Consider the following 16895-nt stretch of genomic DNA (forward strand, 5'->3'; position numbering starts at 1 on the left):
ATGGGGGAAGGCTTTGTCGAATGCCGCGCGGGCTTGCGGTCGGGGTGCGCCTGCGCCCTTCACGCCATTTTTTGCAGCCCATCCAGCAAGGTCGGCACCAGTTCGCTCACCGTGGGATGCACATGCATCGCAAACTGCAAAGTCGGATACGCCGCCCCGGCCGTCATGATGTCGATAAAGGTGTGAATCGCCTCGTCCCCTTCGATTCCATGAATAGCCGCACCGAGAAGCCGCTTGCTCTGCGCATCGACCAGTACCTTCATGAAGCCATCCGTCTCGCCGCGTTCGCGCGCGCGGCCCACTCGCGACATCGGCATCGTGGCGATCAGCGCCGCGCGCCCGTCCTTGCGTACCTCGGCCTCCGACATGCCCACCCGTGCCAGCGGCGGATCGACGAACACCGCATACGCCATGATGCGGGTGTCGACGCTGCGCGAATCGCCATCGATCAGATTGGCCGCGACGATCTGAAAATCGTCGTACGACGTATGGGTGAATGCGCCCCGTCCGTTGACGTCGCCGATCGCCCAGACGCCCGGCACGTTGGTGCGCAGTTGTCCGTCGACGGGAATCGTGCCGTGTTTGTCCACGGCAATGCCTGCGGCAGCGAGGCCCAGGTCGTCGGTATTCGGCTCGCGCCCGGTCGCGAACAACAAATGCGAGGCCTCCAGCGCGGGCACGTTCTGCTCGAAGCCGATACACACGTCGTTCTCGCGATGCGGATGCGGCTCTACCCGCGAAGGCTGCACGCCGAAGCGGAACTCCACGCCTTCGCGCGCGAGCACCTTGCGCACGGACTCGGCGAAGTCGGCATCCTCGCGCGTCAGCACGCGTTCGCCCCGCACGAGCACCGTCACGCGGCTGCCGAAGCGCCGGAAAATCTGCGCGAATTCGAGCGCGATATAGCTACCGCCGACAATCACCAGATGCTCCGGCAATTCCGTCAGTTCAAGCAGATTGGAGTTGGTGTAGTAGCGAATCCGCTCGAGCCCTTCGAGCGGCGGCACGACGGCCCGGGTGCCGGTGTTGATGAAGATTTGGTCGGCGCTGAGTGTGTCGATCACCGCGCCGTCCGGCCCGCTGATGGACAGCGTATGGGCGCCGGTAAAACGCGCGTGGCCCTTGAACACGGCGACGTTGTCCGTGCCGCGCAGCCATTTCTCGACCCCGTCGCGCGACTGGCCGATGATCCGGTCCTTGCGCGCCTTGACGGCCGCCAGATCGACGCTGACCGTCCCGCTCAGCTGCACGCCCAGTTCCGCGGCATGACGCGCCACATGCGCCGCGCGGGCACTGGCCACATAGGATTTGGTCGGCGTACAGCCGACGTTCACGCAGGTCCCGCCAAAGGCGCCCCGCTCGATCACCGCCGTTTTGCGACCGCTTTCACCGAGCCGTACGGCCAGCGGCGAGCCGCCTTGTCCCGTACCGATCACGACCGCGTCGAAGTGCTGTGGCATGGCAACGCTCCTGGGGCTTGAATGCAGGTCGTAGCATCTTACGCTCCGCGCCTCGGGTTGCCTGTGCTGGGTGCTCTTATGGCTCTTATGGCTCTTATGCTTTTACGCGCTCAAAGCTCGCCGTGCGCCGCCGCGCAAATCAGCCGGCGCGAGCGTTGCAACGCGGCCTGCGCACCGCGCGCCGCCACCACCCAGCCGACCTGGCCAAGGTTGAAATCCTGCGACACCATCACCTGCATGAGCGCGACCATCGGCAGAACCACCGACGGCCGGTAAAGCTGATCCCTGATCACTGCTGGCATGACAACTCCCATCGCCCGGCGCCGCTTCGACGCCACGCACCATTTACGTTTCGATGGGTGAATTCTAGGGAGACCGCGCCTGCGGATAAATACCAGGAAAGCGAAGTCAGTTGTTTGCCAGACAGAACAATCGGATTCAGCGCGGCTTCAGTGCCGCTTGAGTGCCGCTTCAGCGCGTCTGAAGCGCACCCCGCACCGCGCCTTCGATCAGGCCCAGTTGCGCATCGCCCAACCCACGGGCATACGCGCTCGCGCCGACGGGCCGGCTGTACAGATAGCCCTGCTGCTTGTCGCAATTGATCGAGCGCAGAAACGCCGCCTGTTCGACGGTCTCGACGCCTTCCGCGGTCACGTTCATACCGAGCGAATGCGCCATGGCCACCACCGCCTGCGTGATTGCGATCGAATCGCGATGATCCGGCAAACCGGCGACGAACGAACGGTCGATTTTCAGGTTATGCAGCGGAAACCGCTTCAGATACGACAGCGACGAGTAGCCGGTGCCGAAATCGTCGACGGAAATCCGCACGCCCATGCCGTTCAGCGCACTCAATATCGGCAGCACGGAGTCGCTGTCGTGCATCAGCAGCCGTTCGGTGATTTCCAGCTCCAGCGCCGCCGGATCGAGCCCCGAACGCGCGAGACAGCGTTCGATCCGCTCCAGCAGGCCGTCGTTGAACTGCCGCGGCGACAGGTTCACCGCGACGATCAACCCGGGCGCCAGCGTCCGCCGCCACTGCGCCGCCTGTTCGCACGCGCGCGCCAGCACCCACTCGCCGATCTCGGCGATCAGTCCCGAATCTTCCGCGACCGGAATGAATTCGACCGGCGAAACATTGCCCAGCTCGCCGTTGTACCAGCGCAGCAACGCTTCCGCGCCGATGGTGCGACCGTCCTGACTGTCGACGATCGGCTGGTACACGAGGCTCAGCTCGTTGCCGGCGAGCGCGCGCCGCAACGCCTGTTCGATCACGAAGCGGCGTTGCAGATGCTGATTGAGTTCGGCGGTAAAGAACTGGAAGTTATTCCGGCCGCGCTGCTTCGCGTGATACATCGCCGAGTCGGCATTGCGCATGAGTGTCGCCACATCCTGGCCGTCTTCGGGAAACAGGCTGATGCCGATCGACGCCCCCAGGTAGTACTCGGTGTCCGCCACCGCGAACGGCAGCGCGATCATGTCGAGAATGCGCCGCGCGAGCCCGATCAGATGCGCGGAGTTGTCGTACGCGCTGACCACGATCACGAACTCGTCGCCGCCAACGCGCGCGAGCGTGTCGTCGCGGCCGATACACGCCGACAGACGCCCTGCGACGCTGCACAGCAAGGCGTCGCCGGCTTCGTGACCGGCGGTGTCGTTGACCTTCTTGAAGCTGTCCAGGTCGACGAACAGCACGGCGACGCTCGCCAGTTCCGGCATGCCGGGTGCCGAGCCCGGCTTGAACAGGTCGCGCATCCGCTCGGTCAGATAGGCGCGGTTATAGAGACCGGTCAGCGAATCGCGGGTGGCGAGAAACTTGAGCTGCCGCTGCGCCTCGCGCACCGGTCCGATGTCGGTAAATGAAATCAGCACCGAGGCGGCCACGGCGTCGCCCGGCTTGAAAATCGGTACCACGTTTTCCGTGAGCCAGACGACGCTGCCGTCGATCAGTTCCAGACCGATCGTCACGCCCAGCATCGCCTTGCCGCTCGCCAGCACCCGTACGGTCGGGCGCTCGGCCTCCGTCACGACCGTGCCGTCCTCGTGATAGGCCCGCTTCATGACGGTCTGGATGCTGCGCCCGACGAGTTGCGATGTGGTGTGCAGCATGCGTTGCGCGCTCGGATTGCAGGCCAGCACCACGCCCTCGCGCGACTGCACGACGATCCCTTCCATCAGATGATCGACCACCAGGCGGTGATGCTCTTCGCTTTGTTCGAGACGCTGCACCATGGCGTCCTGATGAACGGCCAGACCGACACTGCGGCTGATATCGCGCAGTATGGTTTCTTCCTCGGCGCTCGGCCGGCGCGACGTGCGGTGATACACCGCGAACGCGCCGAGCACGACGCCGGCGTCGTTGTCGAACGGCACCGACCAGCAGGCGCGCAGGCCGAGCGGCAACGCCAGGTGCCGGTAGTCCGCCCACAGCGGATCGGTTTCGATATTGTCCACGGCGACCAGCCGCCGCTCGTACATCGCGGTGCCGCAGGAGCCCACGTGCGGGCCGATCTCGGCGCCGTCGAGCGCGGCGCTGTAGTGCGCCGGCAGCGAAGGGGCGCCGCCCACCCTGATATGAACGCCGTCGGGGTCCAGCAGCAGGATCGAGCACGACGCGCCGCCGCCGAGCAGCACTTCCGCGCGACGGCAGACTTCGTCGAGCAACTCGGGCAGTGGCGTATTGCGGGTGATCAGCCGCAATACGCTGCGCTCCGACGCCAGCATCCGCTCGGCCAGTTGCAGCCGATGGTGCGTGCTCTCAGGCTCGTTATCAGGCTTGCTCTCGGGCGTGGTTTCCGCCGCGCTACCAGATGTCGCTTCACAAGTCATATGTGCGCTCCCCCCAATCCAACATCGGCAGCTTAGTGTACGCGGCGCACCGGGGTTTACGCGAGCCTGTCGCGATTTACTCGCGACGCATAACGTTTCCTAGGATTTGTGGACCGACGGATCGGTTATCGGCGGGTGCTTGCCGCTCGGCACGCACCGCGCACGCTCATTTCAGACTGGCGATACCGGGGCCCGCGACATGCAACACTTCGTAGACCGTGCGACCGGCCGTCTCGACCGGCGCCGCCGCGGATAGCGTCAGCCGGATCAGCCGCCAGTTGGCGACGTCGAGCGCGGCAACGACCGCGACCGTGTCGTCGCGTTCGGCGATGTGGCGGTTGTCGGCCGCGTAGTCGGCGCGCAGGCGCGCGCGGTCTTCGTGCTCGCCGATCGGCTGCTCGTCGCGATACAAGGCGAGCGCCTGCCGCGCCGGTCCCTTGCGGGCGTCGAGCGGCAGCCAGACTTCGACGTCGGGGCGGCCGAAGTCGTTGATCACGTTCTGAAAGCGATCGCCCATGAAAAAGTCGGCGGTCTGGTCGGTGTCGAGCCAGAGATAAACCGATGCATAGACGTTGGCGGTTGCGCCGAAACGGCCGCGCTCGCGGGCGGCGAACACCTTGAATCCCAAGCCCTCGGTCGCGTCCCATAACGGCCCGCGCCGCGCCGCGCGCTCGCGGATGATTCCCATGTCGTAGCTGGACGGCAAGCGGTGCGAATACTGTTTGGCGAGCATGGCGGAATCCTCGTGGTGTGGACTGAGGACGCAGCTTGCGCCGCCCCAATCATTAGAACAAGATATGGCGGTTTATATCTGCGATAAAGTTTTGATATGCCCGCACTGTCCCGTCCGCTCGATCTCGACGCCATCCAGGCTTTCGTGCTGGTGGCGGACCTCGGCAGCTTCACGCGCGCCGCCAAAACCATGGATACCTCGCAGGCCGCGATCAGCCTCAAGCTGAAGCGGCTCGAAGAGCGCCTGGGTTACCGGCTGCTGGAACGCACGCCGCGCGTGGTGAGGCTGTCGCCGCGCGGCGATGCGTTCATCGGCGCGGCCCGCCAGTTGCTGCTGGCCCATGAGCAGGCGCTGGCCGGCGCCGCCGACGCGCCCGAGCGCCGCCTCAAGCTCGGCATCAGCGACCATGTGGCCGGGCCGAATCTGCCGGTGCTGCTGGGGCGGCTGGCCGCCTACGATCCGTTGCTCGTGATCGAGGTGCGGATCGGCGCGTCGCGCGACGTGCTGGCGTGGTTCGAGCGCGGCGAGGTGGACGCGGCGATCGGCCGCCGCGAAGGCGAGCGGCGCGACGGGCAGTTGCTGGCCCGGGAACGGCTCGGCTGGTTCGCGGCGCCGGGCTGGCAGCATCGCGAGGGACAGCCGCTGCGGCTCGCCACGCTCGCCGCGCCGTGCGGGATTCGCGCGATCGCCACCGGCCTGCTCGACGCGGCGGGGGTGGCGTGGACGGAGGTGTTTGTCGGCGGCGGCGTGATGGCGGTCGGTGCGGCGGTCAGCGCGGGACTGGCCGTCGCCGCGTTGGCGCATCGGGTGGCGCCGCCCGGCGCGGTGGAGGTCGGCGAGCGGTTGGGCTTGCCGGCGTTGCCGGCGTCGCAGGTGGTGCTGTACACGCGCCTAAGCGACCGGCGTTCGCAGGAGACGCTGCGGGCGGTGAGTTCGGCGTTTGTGAATGGGGCTTATTGAGGGCACTGAGTCTGACGATGTGAGGGCACCGCGTCTGACGATGAGCGACAGGTACGAATCGACGGCCCGCTGCGCAGGGGCCGTCGTCGGTGGGCTTAAGCGTGTAGAGGGTTATGTTGCGAAATCAGGCGGGCCGAGCCGTCGGATTCCGCTCGACGGCCGCGTCGCCACACCTAATGCTGGTCGGGTGGACGGCCACCACCGCCGCCGCCACCACCGTTGCCACCGCCCTGTGGCCTCCCTCCGCCACCTTGCGGAGGACCGCCCTGAGGACGGCCGCCCGCATTGCCCTGCGGCCCGCCTGGACGGCCAGCACCACTATTCCCCGGCGGCGGACCACCCGGACGGCCGCTTCCTGCATTCCCCGGCGGCGGACCACCCGGACGGCCACCCCCTGCATTCCCCGGCGGCGGACCACCCGGACGGCCACCTCCTGCATTCCCCGGCGGCGGTCCACCCGGACGACCACTCCCCGTATTCCCCGGCGGCGGACCACCCGGACGACCGCCCCCCGCATTCCCCGGCGGCGGTCCACCCGGACGACCACCCCCTGCATTCCCCGGCGGCGGACCACCCGGACGGCCACCGCCCGGCGGCCGTCCCGCACCGGGTCGCGGCGGAGGCGGCGGCGGATGATGCGCCCAGCGCGACTGCTGCCCGTACCACGGCCGGCCGCGATAATAATTGCCCCAGTACGCGCCAATCGAGAACGTCACGATCGGCAGGCCGATCACCGTGCCGTAGTTCATCACCGGCACATTGCCGCCCTGGTACGGATAACTGAGACGTCCCGCGTAGACCCAACCGCGCAGATTCGGCGCGGCGACATCGCACCATTGATAGTTGCTCAGACACCCCATCACGGTCAGCGGTACGCCGCCGGGCAACTGCGTCACGACCGGGTAATCCGATGCGGGACCGGCGCGCACATTGACCGTGCTGCTCGTATAAGCCTGCGATTGCGCGTGTGCCCCCGCGGACACGGCGAGCAAACCGGCCGCCGCATAAAGACATCGAAAACCTCGAACGAGGTGTGGTTTCATTCTGTCTCCCGTTGCCTGCTGTTTTTTCCCGCTTCCCGCTTCCCGTTTCCCGACGGCCGCGTTCCGGCTGCGGGCCTGCTAGCGCGCGGGCTAAGGACCGTGGTGTTCACACCTCGGCGTCCACTGCTTCCGGTTTTGCACGACGCATGCCTGAAAGCGTTCCGTCAACGCACGACCCTAAGCCGGTTAATCCTTCGCATGCGTCTCGACCGGCAAGATTTCGTAATCACCCATCCGAACTCACACGTTGTTCCGGCGTCCGGGTTGCATCGACTCGACCGATCATCGACGGCATGAAAAACCCATGCACTGCCGGGACCGCCATGAAGAAACTTCGCCCTTGCCTGAGCGCCGCGCTGATGCTCGTCAGTCTGTCCGCGCACGCGACCAGCTTCGACTGCAACAAGGGACGCTCGCCGACAGAGCGAATGATTTGCGACGACCCCGCGCTCTCGACGCTCGACGACACGCTAGGCCAACTGTACTGGAAAGCGCGGCGGCGAGTCGTCAACCGGCGCGCGTTTCTCAACGACAGCGACAGCAAATGGGCGTGGCGGGAAGCGAACTGCCGCGATGCGGTGTGTCTGTCGAGGTGGTACGCGACGCGTATCGAGGAACTGCAGCGCTTGAACGCGAGCTTGCAGACTGGCACGCAACCGGACTTGAAGTCGATGGCTGCGTCGGCGATGAAAATTGCACCGGCTGCCGCGAGTGCGTCGGGTGCGTCGGGTGCGTCGAGTGCCGTGACTGCGGCGATCGCTGCGAGCACCTCATCCGCGGTAACTGCGGCGGCCGCTGCCGCCTCTACGACCCCGCCGACCGCAGCGGATACCCGCCTCAACCCGTCGCTCGCGTCCGCGCCAACAACCGCAACGATGACGCGCCAATGCACCGCCGCCAATCCCGGCATCGTGGTGAACGACCAGTGTGCCACCGTGCTCAGGGAGCACGGCAGCCGATGGAAATACACGCCGCACGGCAGCGACTGGTTCTGCGGCGTCGCGACGCTCGAACCCGCCGCGCCGACGGAGGTGGCCGCAGCCGCCGCGCCATGAGAAGGCCGCTAAGGCCGCTCAAAACCGAGCCCACCGTCACTTGGGCAGCGACCCATCCACGCCTTGCACGAACCAGTTCAAGCGCAACAACTCGGGATCGCTCAACGACTTCCCGGCCGCCACCTTCACCACGCCGGACTGATCTACGATCGGCCCGGCGAACGGATCGAAGCGCCCCGCGACGATGTCGTCGCGCTTCTGGCTCAACGCCTTTTGCGCGACCGGTGAGACGGCGTCGGTATTGATATCGGCGAGGTCGATCGCTTTCTCTTTCAGCCCCCACCAGACCGGCGTGTTATTCCACGTGCCCGCCATCACCTGATCCACCAGATGCGTGTAGTACACGCCCCAGTTGCTCACGCACGCGCCGAGTTGCGCGTTCGGTCCGAACTTCTTCATGTCGGAATCCCAGCCGAACGCGTGCACCTTCTTCTGCTCGGCGGTCTGCATGGTCGCGGTCGAATCGGTGTTCTGGATCAGCACGTCGGCGCCCTGCCCGACCAGCGTTTCGGCGGCCTGTTTTTCGAGGCCCGGATCGAACCAGCTATTGATCCACACCACCTTCACCCGCGCCTTCGGATTGACCGAGCGCGCGCCCATCGTGAACGCGTCGATGTTGCGCACCACTTCGGGCACCGGCACCGAACCCACGAAGCCGAGCATGTTCGACTTCGTCGTGTAACCCGCGACGAGACCCGCGAGGTAGGCGCTCTGATAAGTGCGCACGTCATAGGTGGCGAAGTTGGCCGCTTTCTTGTAGCCGGTCGCGTGTTCGAACACGGTGTCCGGAAAATCCTTCGCGACCTTCAGTTCGAAGTCCTGGAAACCGAAGCTGGAGCCGACCACGATCTTGTTACCCTTGGACGCCAGATCGCGAAACACGCGCTCCGAATCCGCCGACTCCGGCACGTTCTCGACACGCGTCACCTTGACCTTGTCGCCGAATTTCGCCTCGACCGCCTTGACGCCCTGTTCGTGCGCATAGGTCCAGCCGGCGTCGCCCGGGTTGCCGAGGTAGACGAACGCGATGCCGAGCGGCTGCGCTGCGGCCGCGAGCGCGACCTGCGTCGCGCCGCCCGCGCCTAGCGTGAGCGTCGCAGCCAGCAGGGCACGGACGGCTCTAATGCGCAATGAATAATGGAGTGCTCGCGCCAGCTTTGTTTTCATGAATTCTCCGAAGATGGATAAAGGTGCCCCGCCGCAGCGCCCGGCATGGCTCGACATCGCCAGGCGAGGCTCCAGCATAGGGGGCCATATTCGGAGGTCAATTTCAGCGCGAAAATTTTTTTGCGGGCGTGGGGCGCGTCGATTTTTCGCGTACCGGTGAGGCAAATACGTTTGAACGACGCCCGCGTTTCGATCGGCGCGGTGTCCGGCATCGCGCTCATGGGATGGCTTAGTGGATCTTCGGCGGCCGGTCCGGATGCTGCTGATCGGGCGCATCGCCATCATCACCATCATCACCATCATCGTCACCGTCGTCACCGTCGTCACCGTCGCCCGCGCTGTCGCCGAACAACTCCGCGCACAAACCCTCGCCGGGTTCGCTCAGGCGCGCCGTGCCAGTACCTTCCTCATTGAACGTGGTCTCCACCAACCCGCCATCGGCCAGCGCCGTCAATTGCCGGCGCAGACCGCTCATCGGCACGCCGGCCTGCTTCGACAGTTTGGCGAGCGACCACGCGGCGCCCGGCGTCTCGCGATGCGCCCGCCACAATTGCGCAAGCACGGCCACCAGCACGGGATCGATTTCGTCGTCTTGCATGGTTTGTCTCCAGTCTCTGCGCCTAACCCTTCAGTCTCATAAGATGCCACTCAGCGGACTCACGCCATCTGCGTGACCAGTTCGCCCAGGGTCTTCAATGCCGCTTCCGTCTGCGGCGTCCACGGATAGCTGTAGTTCAGCCGGATGAAATGGCGGAAGTCGTTGCGCGTCGAAAACATCATCCCCGGTCCCACCGTGATGCTGCGCGCGAGCGCCGCCTGATAAAGCCGCATCGAGTCCACCCGCTCGGGCAATTCCACCCACAGCACATAGCCGCCCTGCGGCGTCGACATCCGTGTGCCGGCCGGAAAAAACCGCTGCACCAGCGCCGTCATGATGCGCGCCTGTTGCCGGTACACCCTGCGCACGTGCCGCAAATGCCGATCGTAGCCGTCATTGCGCAGATAATCCGCCACGGCGACCTGCGGCACCGACGGCGTGGTCAGCGTGTTGAGAAACTTCAGCTTCTCGACCTGCGCGCGATACCGTCCCGGCAGCGCCCAGCCGATCCGGTACGACGCGGTCAGACTCTTCGAAAACGACGCGCAATGCAGCACCAGTCCGCGCGTGTCGAAGCTCTTCAGCGTCGAAGGCCGCGTGTCGCCGAAATACAGTTCCTGATAGACGTCGTTCTCGATCACGGGAATCTCGTGCGCGCCGAGCAATGCCACGAGTTGCTGTTTGCGCGCGTCGGGCATCTGGAAACCGAGCGGATTCTGGAAGTTCGGCATCACCATGCAGGCGGCGATCTTCTGTTCGGCAATCACTCGCGCGAGCGCGTCGATGTCGATGCCGTGCACGGGATGCGTCGCCACCTCGATCGCGCGCATGCCCAGACGTTCGATCGCGTGCAGCATCGCGTAGTAGGTCGGCGACTCGACGGCCACCGTGTCGCCCGGTTTGGCAACGGCTTGCAGGCTGAGGTTGATCGCCTCGGTCGCGCCGAGCGTGACGACGATCTCGCCGGGATCGACCGGCACGCCGTTTTCGGCGTAACGCCTCGCGATCTGGCGGATCAGTTCGGGGTTGCCCGGCGGCAGATCGTCGATCAGATTCCAGCTCGCCTGACGTCGCGCGATCGCGTTCGCGTACTGATTGATGCGCCGCCACGGGAACAGCGACGGATCGGGATACGGCGAGCCGAACGGCACGGCGTCGTGGGCCCGAATGCTGCGCAGCGTGGACAGCACCAGCCGGCTCACGTCGACCGCGGCCGCCACCGGCGACGCCTGCGGCGCGGGCTGATTGGTCAGACGCTGCGGCTCGGACACCGCCGAGTCCGCCGCCCGCTCGAGCGCGGCGGCCGTCGCCACGGCGTCGCGGACGAAATAGCCCGACTGCGGCCGGGTCTCGACGATCCCCAGGCTTTCCAGTAGCGCGTACGCATGCAGCACCGTCTTGATGCTGACGCCGTGCTGCTGGCTCGCCTGTCGCACCGACGGAATCCGCTCGCCCGGCGCGAACACGCCGCGGCGGACGGCCTCCGTCATTTCCGCGGCAAGCTTTTCGTACAGTTTCAAGGACTTGGCCTCATAGAAGACTCACCGGACGCTCGCATCGGTATGGGCTGGGACGCAGTCTATGCCAAAAACCCGGCAACTGTATCCCTCTCCTTTCCAATTTTCTGTATGCTGCGCACCATTTGGAACACAGTAGGCTGACGGTATCGGCTCAAAAAGCCATGTCGAGGCCTACCCGGCGGCAAGATCATGAAGAAACCCGAAGCTCGCATCGAACCCTACACGCACCCCGCCGCCGGCTGGGGCGCGTTGAAATACGTCGCCATCAACCTGCTCAAGGAGAAGGTGGCGGGCGGCAACTACCGCACGCTGCTCAAGCAGAATCAGCCGAACGGCTTCGACTGCCCGGGCTGCGCGTGGCCGGACCGCGAGCACGCGTCCACCTTTGAATTCTGCGAAAACGGCGTGAAGGCGGTCGCCGCCGAGGCGACCAGCAAACGCGTCACGCCCGCGTTCTTCGAAGCCCACACGGTCGAGGCGCTGATGGCGCAGTCCGATTTCGAACTCGAACAGCACGGCCGCCTGACCGATCCGCTGGTGTACGACGCGCTGCGCGACCGTTACGTGCCGATCGGCTGGGACGAAGCGTTCGACCTGATCGCGCGCCATCTGAACGCGCTCGACCATCCCGACGAGGCCGCGTTCTACACCTCCGGCCGCGCCAGCAACGAAGCCGCCTTCCTGTACCAGTTGTTCGTGCGCATGTACGGCACCAACAACTTCCCCGACTGTTCGAACATGTGCCACGAAGCGACCAGCCGCGGTTTGCCGGGCACGGTCGGCATCGGCAAGGGCACCGTCACGCTCGACGATTTCGAACACGCCGACACGCTGCTGATCTTCGGCCAGAATCCGGCCACCAACCATCCGCGCATGCTCGGCGAACTGCGCGAATGCGCGAAGCGCGGCGCGACCATCGTGTCGATCAATCCGCTGAAAGAGCGCGGCCTCGAACGCTTTGCGAGCCCGCAGCATCCGGTGGAAATGCTGACCATGGGCAGCACGAAGATCAGCTCCGTGTTCATTCGCCCGAAAGTCGGCGGCGACTTCGCGCTGATCAAGGGCGTGGCCAAGCGCGTGATCGAACTCGACGACGAAGCGCAGGCCAGCGGTCTGGAGCGCGTGCTTGACCTCGACTTCCTCGCGCAACACACCGTGGGCTTCGACGTGTTCGCCGACGACCTGCGCGCTGAAAGCTGGGACACGATCGTCGCCGAAGCCGGCGTGCCGTTCGACGAAGTGTTGAAGCTCGCCGACATCTACGTGAAGGGCCGCGCCGTGATCTCGACGTGGGGCATGGGCCTCACGCAGCACAAGAATTCGGTACCGACCATTCAGCTGCTGTCGAACCTGATGATGATGCGCGGCAATATCGGCCGGCGCGGCGCGGGTCTGTGCCCGGTGCGCGGCCACTCGAACGTGCAGGGCGACCGCACGGTCGGCATCGAGGAACGGCCGACCCAGGCGTTTCTCGACCGGCTCGGCGAGGTCTACGATTTCGAGCCGCCGCGCGAGCACGGACTTGACGTCGTCAACACGATTCAGGCAATGCTCGACGGTCAGGTGAAAGTGTTCATCGGCCTGGGCGGCAACTTCTCGATCGCGACGCCGGACACGCCGCGCACGTGGGAAGCGATGCGTTCGTGCGCGTTGACCGTACACATCACCACCAAGCTGAACCGCAGCCATCTTATCCACGGCCGCGACGCGCTGATTCTGCCGACCCTCGGGCGCACCGAGATCGATCTGCAGAACGGCGTGGCGCAAGGCGTGAGCGTCGAGGACTCGATGAGCATGGTGCACATCTCGTATGGGATGAACAAACCGGCGTCGGAGAATCTGCTGTCGGAAATCGCGATCGTCGCCCGCATGGCACATGCCACGCTCGGCAGCGACAAAGTGGACTGGCTCGCGCAGACGGCGGACTACGCGCTGATCCGCGACGGCATCGCGCAGGTGATCGACGGTTTCCACGATTACAACGAGCGACTCAAGACGCCCGGCGGTTTTCACCTCGGTGTGGCGTCACGCGAGCGGATCTGGAAAACGCCGAGCGGCAAGGCGCAGTTCCTGGTGCATGCAATCGCTGTCGACACGCCGATTCACCAGGCGCGCAAACAATACGGCGAGCGTTTGATGACGTTGATGACGACGCGTTCGCACGACCAGTACAACACCACGATTTACGGTCTCGACGACCGTTATCGCGGCGTCTACGGACAACGGCGCGTGCTGTTCGCCCATAAGGACGATATCGCGATGCTCGGTTTCTCCGTCGGTCAGCGGGTCGATATCACGAGCGTGTGGGCCGATGGCATCGAGCGTCACGCGGACGGTTTCCTGCTGGTGGAGTACGACATTCCGCGCGGTTGCCTCGGCGCTTACTATCCGGAGACGAATCCGCTGGTGCCGCTCTCCTCCGTCGCCGACGGCGCGGGCACGCCGACCTCGAAGTCGATTCCGGTGCTGTTGAAGGCGTCGAGAATGACGGTGGGGGAAACGGGTGAACTGCTCGACGCGCACGAGGCCGTGGCGGCTTGAGGCTTAAAGCACCGAACGCGCGACCTGGCTCTTCGTCAGGTCGCGATGCGTCAGATACAGACGCAAATCGAATTCGATCTGGTGGTAACCCGGCTGCATGAACTCGCACAACCGGTAGAAAGCCTTGTTGTGATCGCTTTCCTTCAGATGCGCGAGTTCGTGGACCACGATCATTTTCAGAAACTCCGGCGCGGCCGCCTTGAACAGCGACGCCACGCGAATTTCCTTCTTCGCCTTCAGCTTGCCGCCCTGCACGCGGGAGATGCTGGTGTGCAGACCGAGCGCATGACGCACGACGTCGAGCTTGCTGTCGTACGTGACCTTGTCGATCTGCTCCGCGCTGCGCAGGTGTTCACGTTTCAGCTCGGCGCAGTAGGCGTATAACGCCCGGTCGGTTTGCACCTCGTGCGTGTGCGGATAACGCTCGGCGAGATACGCGCCGAGTTGCTCACCGGCGATCATCTTCTTCACCTTTTCCTGCAGCGGCGCCGGATAGCCGGTCAGGTATTTCAGATGCGACATGACGATGCGCGGCTCAGGCGGAGCGGACGTTGTCTTCGCAATCGTCCCAGTAGCGAAGCGGATCGCGATGCTCGGGGTACTGCGTGTCCAGCCAGTCGGACAGCACCTTCCACTGCGGATGATTCGGGCCGCTGCGCGTGTCCCAGAACGATTCCTTGAGGATGGCGTTATTGCGCGCGCGGTCCCGCACGACGATCCGGCAGTGTTCGTTCAGGTCGTGGAACTCGGCCTTCAGGTAGTAACGCGGCAGGATCAGCAGCGTGGCGCCCTTCACCAGCCGGCCCTCGGCGCGCACGATGCCGGCGCCCTTGATGCGCAGCACGCCGTCCACCGATTTATCCGCGATCCAGTCGACCGGCAGTCTGACGACGCACTCGTTTTTGCCGACCTTGATCCAGTCCATCCGCCACGCGCGCGTGAGTGCGTCGCGCATGGCCGCCGAATCGGCATAGCCGGGCGGCAATTCCATTTCAGCCGGCAAGGTAACCAGCAGATCGTCCGCGGGCACGAAACGGGGCGAGTCGGCGAACGGGTCGCCGAAAGGGTTCGACGGGCGGCTCGCCGCCGTGGAACCGCCGGCCGGCAATCCGCCGAAAAGGTCTTCGGCGGCGCGGCGCGCGCGCTTCGATTTTTCACTGCTCATCTGCTTCTCCGTTGAACGTCCACATGTCTTCATCAGCCGGCTTCCCGGCGGTGAATTGCGTTCCCGGCGACAGCCGACGAACCACGCCGGTTGGATCGGTGTTTTTCATCCACGAAGTCTAACCTGGGATGCGTGCCGCGCTACTTCAACCCGAGCCGCTTCGCGAGCCGGTTGAGGTTCGCGCGATCAAGGCCGAGTTCGCGCGCCGCCGCGGCCCAATTTTGCCGATGCCGCTCCAGCGTCTCGACCACGATGCTCCGCTCGAACGCCGTCACCGCGCTACGAAAATCCTTCTCCACGACCGCCGGCGCGTTTGCAGGCACGCCTTCCCGCGGTTCGGCGAACGCACCGGAAAAAGCGAAATCCGCCGCGTTCAGCGTGAGAATCCGCCGCCGCTCGCGATTGCTCGCCAGCGCCTTCAGCGCGCTACGTCCAATCAGATGTTCGAGTTCCCGCACGTTGCCCGGCCAGGGATAACGCAGTAGCGCGGCTTGCGCGTCGGCGGCAAGACGCAGACTCAGCAAGCCGAGCCGCGAGCGGTTTTCTTCGAGGAAGAAACCGGCCAGCAACAACACGTCCCGGCCGCGTTCGCGCAACGGCGGCACACGTAGCGGATAAACACTGAGCCGGTGATAAAGATCGGCACGAAAGCGGCCCGCCCTCACCTCTTCGGCGAGATCGCGATTCGTCGCGGCGATCAGGCGAACGTCGACCTTGTGCTCGTGATCCGAGCCGATGCGTTGCAACTGGCCGTTTTGCAGCACGCGCAGCAATTTAGCCTGCACGGCAAGCGGCAATTCGCCGACTTCGTCCAGAAACAGCGTACCGCCGTCGGCCAGTTCGAATTTGCCGCGCCGGTCCGACGACGCGCCGGAGAACGCCCCCCGCACGTGCCCGAACAATTCGCTTTCCACCAGCGTATCCGGCAAGGCCGCGCAGTTGAGGCTGATCATCGGCTTGCCGGCCCGCGCAGAGAGCGCGTGAATCGCGTTCGCCACCAGTTCCTTGCCGACCCCGGTCTCGCCGGTAATCAGCACGGTCAGATCGCTGCCGGCCACGACGTCGATTTCTTCGAGCAGATGCGTGTGCGACGCGCTGCTGCCGACCATCTCGCGACGGCTCTGCCCGCTCGCCTGCCGATACGCTTCGGCACGCCGCCGCTCTTCTTCGCCCGTGCGCGCCAGCGTGTCGATTCGCTCCACCACGCTGACGGTCGCCGCCGCGAGGCTCAGGAAGGCCTGCAACGAGGCCATGTCGATCGCGTCGAAACGCGCCGGGTCCAACGCGTCGAGGGTGAGAAGCCCCCACGGGCGGCCGCCGATCAGCAGCGGACAGCCGAGGCAATCGTGGACCTCGAGATGCCCCGCCATGCCCTGCACCAGGCCGTCGTAGGGGTCGGGCAAATCGGAATCGGCGGCGAAGCGGGTCGGCTCGGGCCGCGCGAGCAATTGCGCGAAACGCGGATGCTCGCTCACACGAAAGCGCCGCCCGAGCGTGTCGCTGCTCAGGCCGTCGATCGCGAGCGGCACCAGCGTGTCGCCTTCAAGGCGCAACAGCGCCGCCGCGTCGCCGGGAAACAGCGTGCGCAGGCTGCTCAACAAACGGCGAAAGCGCTCGCTGTCGGACAACTCGCGCGACAGATCCTGGATCAGCGGCGTCAGCACATCCAACACCGCCCGCGCAGTCAATCCGACTGCCGATGGAGTCTCTTTGACCAGAGTCGAATCGACCATATATGAAAATATCCCATTGATTTATTGGGATTTTACACCTGGCATGAAACATGGATAGAGAAGGCATTGGCCGCGACCCGGCCCGTTATCC

Annotated in this window: 15 protein-coding genes; 3 read left to right on the top strand and 12 right to left on the bottom strand. The window is 65.2% G+C overall.

Annotation, left to right across the window (positions count from 1 at the left end):
* Window positions 1-59: 59 nt before the first annotated feature.
* From BX591_RS02600 to BX591_RS02615, 4 genes are all read right to left on the bottom strand, one after another.
* Window positions 60-1460 (bottom strand): FAD-containing oxidoreductase, encoded by a 1401-nt coding sequence (locus BX591_RS02600; RefSeq protein ID WP_111929148.1) that lies wholly within the window; start codon window positions 1458-1460, stop codon window positions 60-62.
* A gap of 110 nt (window positions 1461-1570) precedes the next feature.
* Window positions 1571-1762, bottom strand: coding sequence for a hypothetical protein (locus tag BX591_RS02605; protein WP_111929149.1), 192 nt, complete (start codon window positions 1760-1762; stop codon window positions 1571-1573).
* Window positions 1763-1931: 169 nt separating this feature from the next.
* The gene (locus BX591_RS02610) at window positions 1932-4289 is read right to left on the bottom strand and encodes a putative bifunctional diguanylate cyclase/phosphodiesterase (protein ID WP_111929150.1); all 2358 of its coding nucleotides are present in this window, start codon (window positions 4287-4289) and stop codon (window positions 1932-1934) included.
* Between the two features lie 166 nt (window positions 4290-4455).
* A complete protein-coding gene (locus BX591_RS02615; protein ID WP_111929151.1) occupies window positions 4456-5022 on the bottom strand; it encodes a DUF4865 family protein in 567 nt (188 codons plus the stop codon).
* A 96-nt stretch (window positions 5023-5118) separates the two neighbouring features.
* On the opposite strand from BX591_RS02615, the gene BX591_RS02620 reads away from it, so the two are divergent.
* The gene (locus tag BX591_RS02620) at window positions 5119-5982 is read left to right on the top strand and encodes a LysR family transcriptional regulator (protein WP_111929152.1); all 864 of its coding nucleotides are present in this window, start codon (window positions 5119-5121) and stop codon (window positions 5980-5982) included.
* A 173-nt stretch (window positions 5983-6155) separates the two neighbouring features.
* On the opposite strand, the gene BX591_RS02625 is transcribed toward BX591_RS02620, so the two are convergent.
* Window positions 6156-7025 carry an SH3 domain-containing protein gene (locus tag BX591_RS02625; RefSeq protein ID WP_111929153.1) on the bottom strand — a complete coding sequence of 290 codons (870 nt, stop codon included), beginning with the start codon at window positions 7023-7025 and terminating at the stop codon, window positions 6156-6158.
* Between the two features lie 323 nt (window positions 7026-7348).
* Between BX591_RS02625 and BX591_RS02630 the strand changes: the two genes are divergently transcribed.
* The gene (locus BX591_RS02630) at window positions 7349-8080 is read left to right on the top strand and encodes a lysozyme inhibitor LprI family protein (protein ID WP_111929154.1); all 732 of its coding nucleotides are present in this window, start codon (window positions 7349-7351) and stop codon (window positions 8078-8080) included.
* A 36-nt stretch (window positions 8081-8116) separates the two neighbouring features.
* On the opposite strand, the gene BX591_RS02635 is transcribed toward BX591_RS02630, so the two are convergent.
* The 4 genes from BX591_RS02635 to BX591_RS02645 are packed head-to-tail and all read right to left on the bottom strand — an operon-like array spanning window position 8117 to window position 11365.
* A complete protein-coding gene (locus tag BX591_RS02635; RefSeq protein ID WP_111929155.1) occupies window positions 8117-9247 on the bottom strand; it encodes a BMP family ABC transporter substrate-binding protein in 1131 nt (376 codons plus the stop codon).
* Complete coding sequence (locus tag BX591_RS35965) at window positions 9244-9468, bottom strand: hypothetical protein (RefSeq protein ID WP_146749716.1); 225 nt, start codon at window positions 9466-9468, stop codon at window positions 9244-9246. Before BX591_RS35965 ends, BX591_RS02635 begins: the two co-directional genes overlap by 4 nt.
* Window positions 9469-9476: 8 nt before the next feature.
* Window positions 9477-9845, bottom strand: coding sequence for a helix-turn-helix domain-containing protein (locus tag BX591_RS02640; RefSeq protein WP_111929156.1), 369 nt, complete (start codon window positions 9843-9845; stop codon window positions 9477-9479).
* A 59-nt stretch (window positions 9846-9904) separates the two neighbouring features.
* Window positions 9905-11365: an aminotransferase-like domain-containing protein gene (locus BX591_RS02645; RefSeq protein WP_111929157.1), complete on the bottom strand. Its 1461-nt coding sequence runs from the start codon at window positions 11363-11365 to the stop codon at window positions 9905-9907.
* A gap of 189 nt (window positions 11366-11554) precedes the next feature.
* On the opposite strand from BX591_RS02645, the gene BX591_RS02650 reads away from it, so the two are divergent.
* Entirely contained in the window at window positions 11555-13906 is a 2352-nt protein-coding gene (locus tag BX591_RS02650) for an FdhF/YdeP family oxidoreductase (RefSeq protein WP_111929158.1), read from the top strand.
* A 3-nt stretch (window positions 13907-13909) separates the two neighbouring features.
* Here BX591_RS02650 and BX591_RS02655 read toward each other — a convergent pair whose 3' ends face one another.
* The 3 genes from BX591_RS02655 to norR form a co-directional block, all read right to left on the bottom strand.
* On the bottom strand, window positions 13910-14428 hold the full coding sequence (locus tag BX591_RS02655; RefSeq protein WP_111929159.1) for a M48 metallopeptidase family protein: 519 nt from the start codon (window positions 14426-14428) through the stop codon (window positions 13910-13912).
* Between the two features lie 13 nt (window positions 14429-14441).
* Window positions 14442-15071 carry a hypothetical protein gene (locus BX591_RS02660; RefSeq protein ID WP_111929160.1) on the bottom strand — a complete coding sequence of 210 codons (630 nt, stop codon included), beginning with the start codon at window positions 15069-15071 and terminating at the stop codon, window positions 14442-14444.
* A 140-nt stretch (window positions 15072-15211) separates the two neighbouring features.
* A complete protein-coding gene (gene norR / locus BX591_RS02665; protein ID WP_111929161.1) occupies window positions 15212-16804 on the bottom strand; it encodes a nitric oxide reductase transcriptional regulator NorR in 1593 nt (530 codons plus the stop codon).
* Window positions 16805-16895: the final 91 nt, after the last annotated feature.

The sequence above is a fragment of the Paraburkholderia bryophila genome (genome assembly GCF_003269035.1).
GTDB lineage: Bacteria > Pseudomonadota > Gammaproteobacteria > Burkholderiales > Burkholderiaceae > Paraburkholderia > Paraburkholderia bryophila.

What these genes read in the sequence shown, in the direction of transcription:
- BX591_RS02650 (WP_111929158.1), top strand. Translation starts at nt 11,555, where the DNA reads ATGAAGAAACCCGAAGCTCGCATCGAACCCTACACGCACCCCGCCGCC.
- BX591_RS02630 (WP_111929154.1), top strand. Translation starts at nt 7,349, where the DNA reads ATGAAGAAACTTCGCCCTTGCCTGAGCGCCGCGCTGATGCTCGTCAGT.
- BX591_RS02635 (WP_111929155.1), bottom strand. Translation starts at nt 9,247, where the DNA reads ATGAAAACAAAGCTGGCGCGAGCACTCCATTATTCATTGCGCATTAGA.
- BX591_RS02605 (WP_111929149.1), bottom strand. Translation starts at nt 1,762, where the DNA reads ATGCCAGCAGTGATCAGGGATCAGCTTTACCGGCCGTCGGTGGTTCTG.
- BX591_RS02640 (WP_111929156.1), bottom strand. Translation starts at nt 9,845, where the DNA reads ATGCAAGACGACGAAATCGATCCCGTGCTGGTGGCCGTGCTTGCGCAA.
- BX591_RS02625 (WP_111929153.1), bottom strand. Translation starts at nt 7,025, where the DNA reads ATGAAACCACACCTCGTTCGAGGTTTTCGATGTCTTTATGCGGCGGCC.
- BX591_RS35965 (WP_146749716.1), bottom strand. Translation starts at nt 9,468, where the DNA reads ATGAGCGCGATGCCGGACACCGCGCCGATCGAAACGCGGGCGTCGTTC.
- BX591_RS02600 (WP_111929148.1), bottom strand. Translation starts at nt 1,460, where the DNA reads ATGCCACAGCACTTCGACGCGGTCGTGATCGGTACGGGACAAGGCGGC.
- BX591_RS02660 (WP_111929160.1), bottom strand. Translation starts at nt 15,071, where the DNA reads ATGAGCAGTGAAAAATCGAAGCGCGCGCGCCGCGCCGCCGAAGACCTT.
- norR (WP_111929161.1), bottom strand. Translation starts at nt 16,804, where the DNA reads ATGGTCGATTCGACTCTGGTCAAAGAGACTCCATCGGCAGTCGGATTG.
- BX591_RS02615 (WP_111929151.1), bottom strand. Translation starts at nt 5,022, where the DNA reads ATGCTCGCCAAACAGTATTCGCACCGCTTGCCGTCCAGCTACGACATG.
- BX591_RS02655 (WP_111929159.1), bottom strand. Translation starts at nt 14,428, where the DNA reads ATGTCGCATCTGAAATACCTGACCGGCTATCCGGCGCCGCTGCAGGAA.
- BX591_RS02610 (WP_111929150.1), bottom strand. Translation starts at nt 4,289, where the DNA reads ATGACTTGTGAAGCGACATCTGGTAGCGCGGCGGAAACCACGCCCGAG.
- BX591_RS02620 (WP_111929152.1), top strand. Translation starts at nt 5,119, where the DNA reads ATGCCCGCACTGTCCCGTCCGCTCGATCTCGACGCCATCCAGGCTTTC.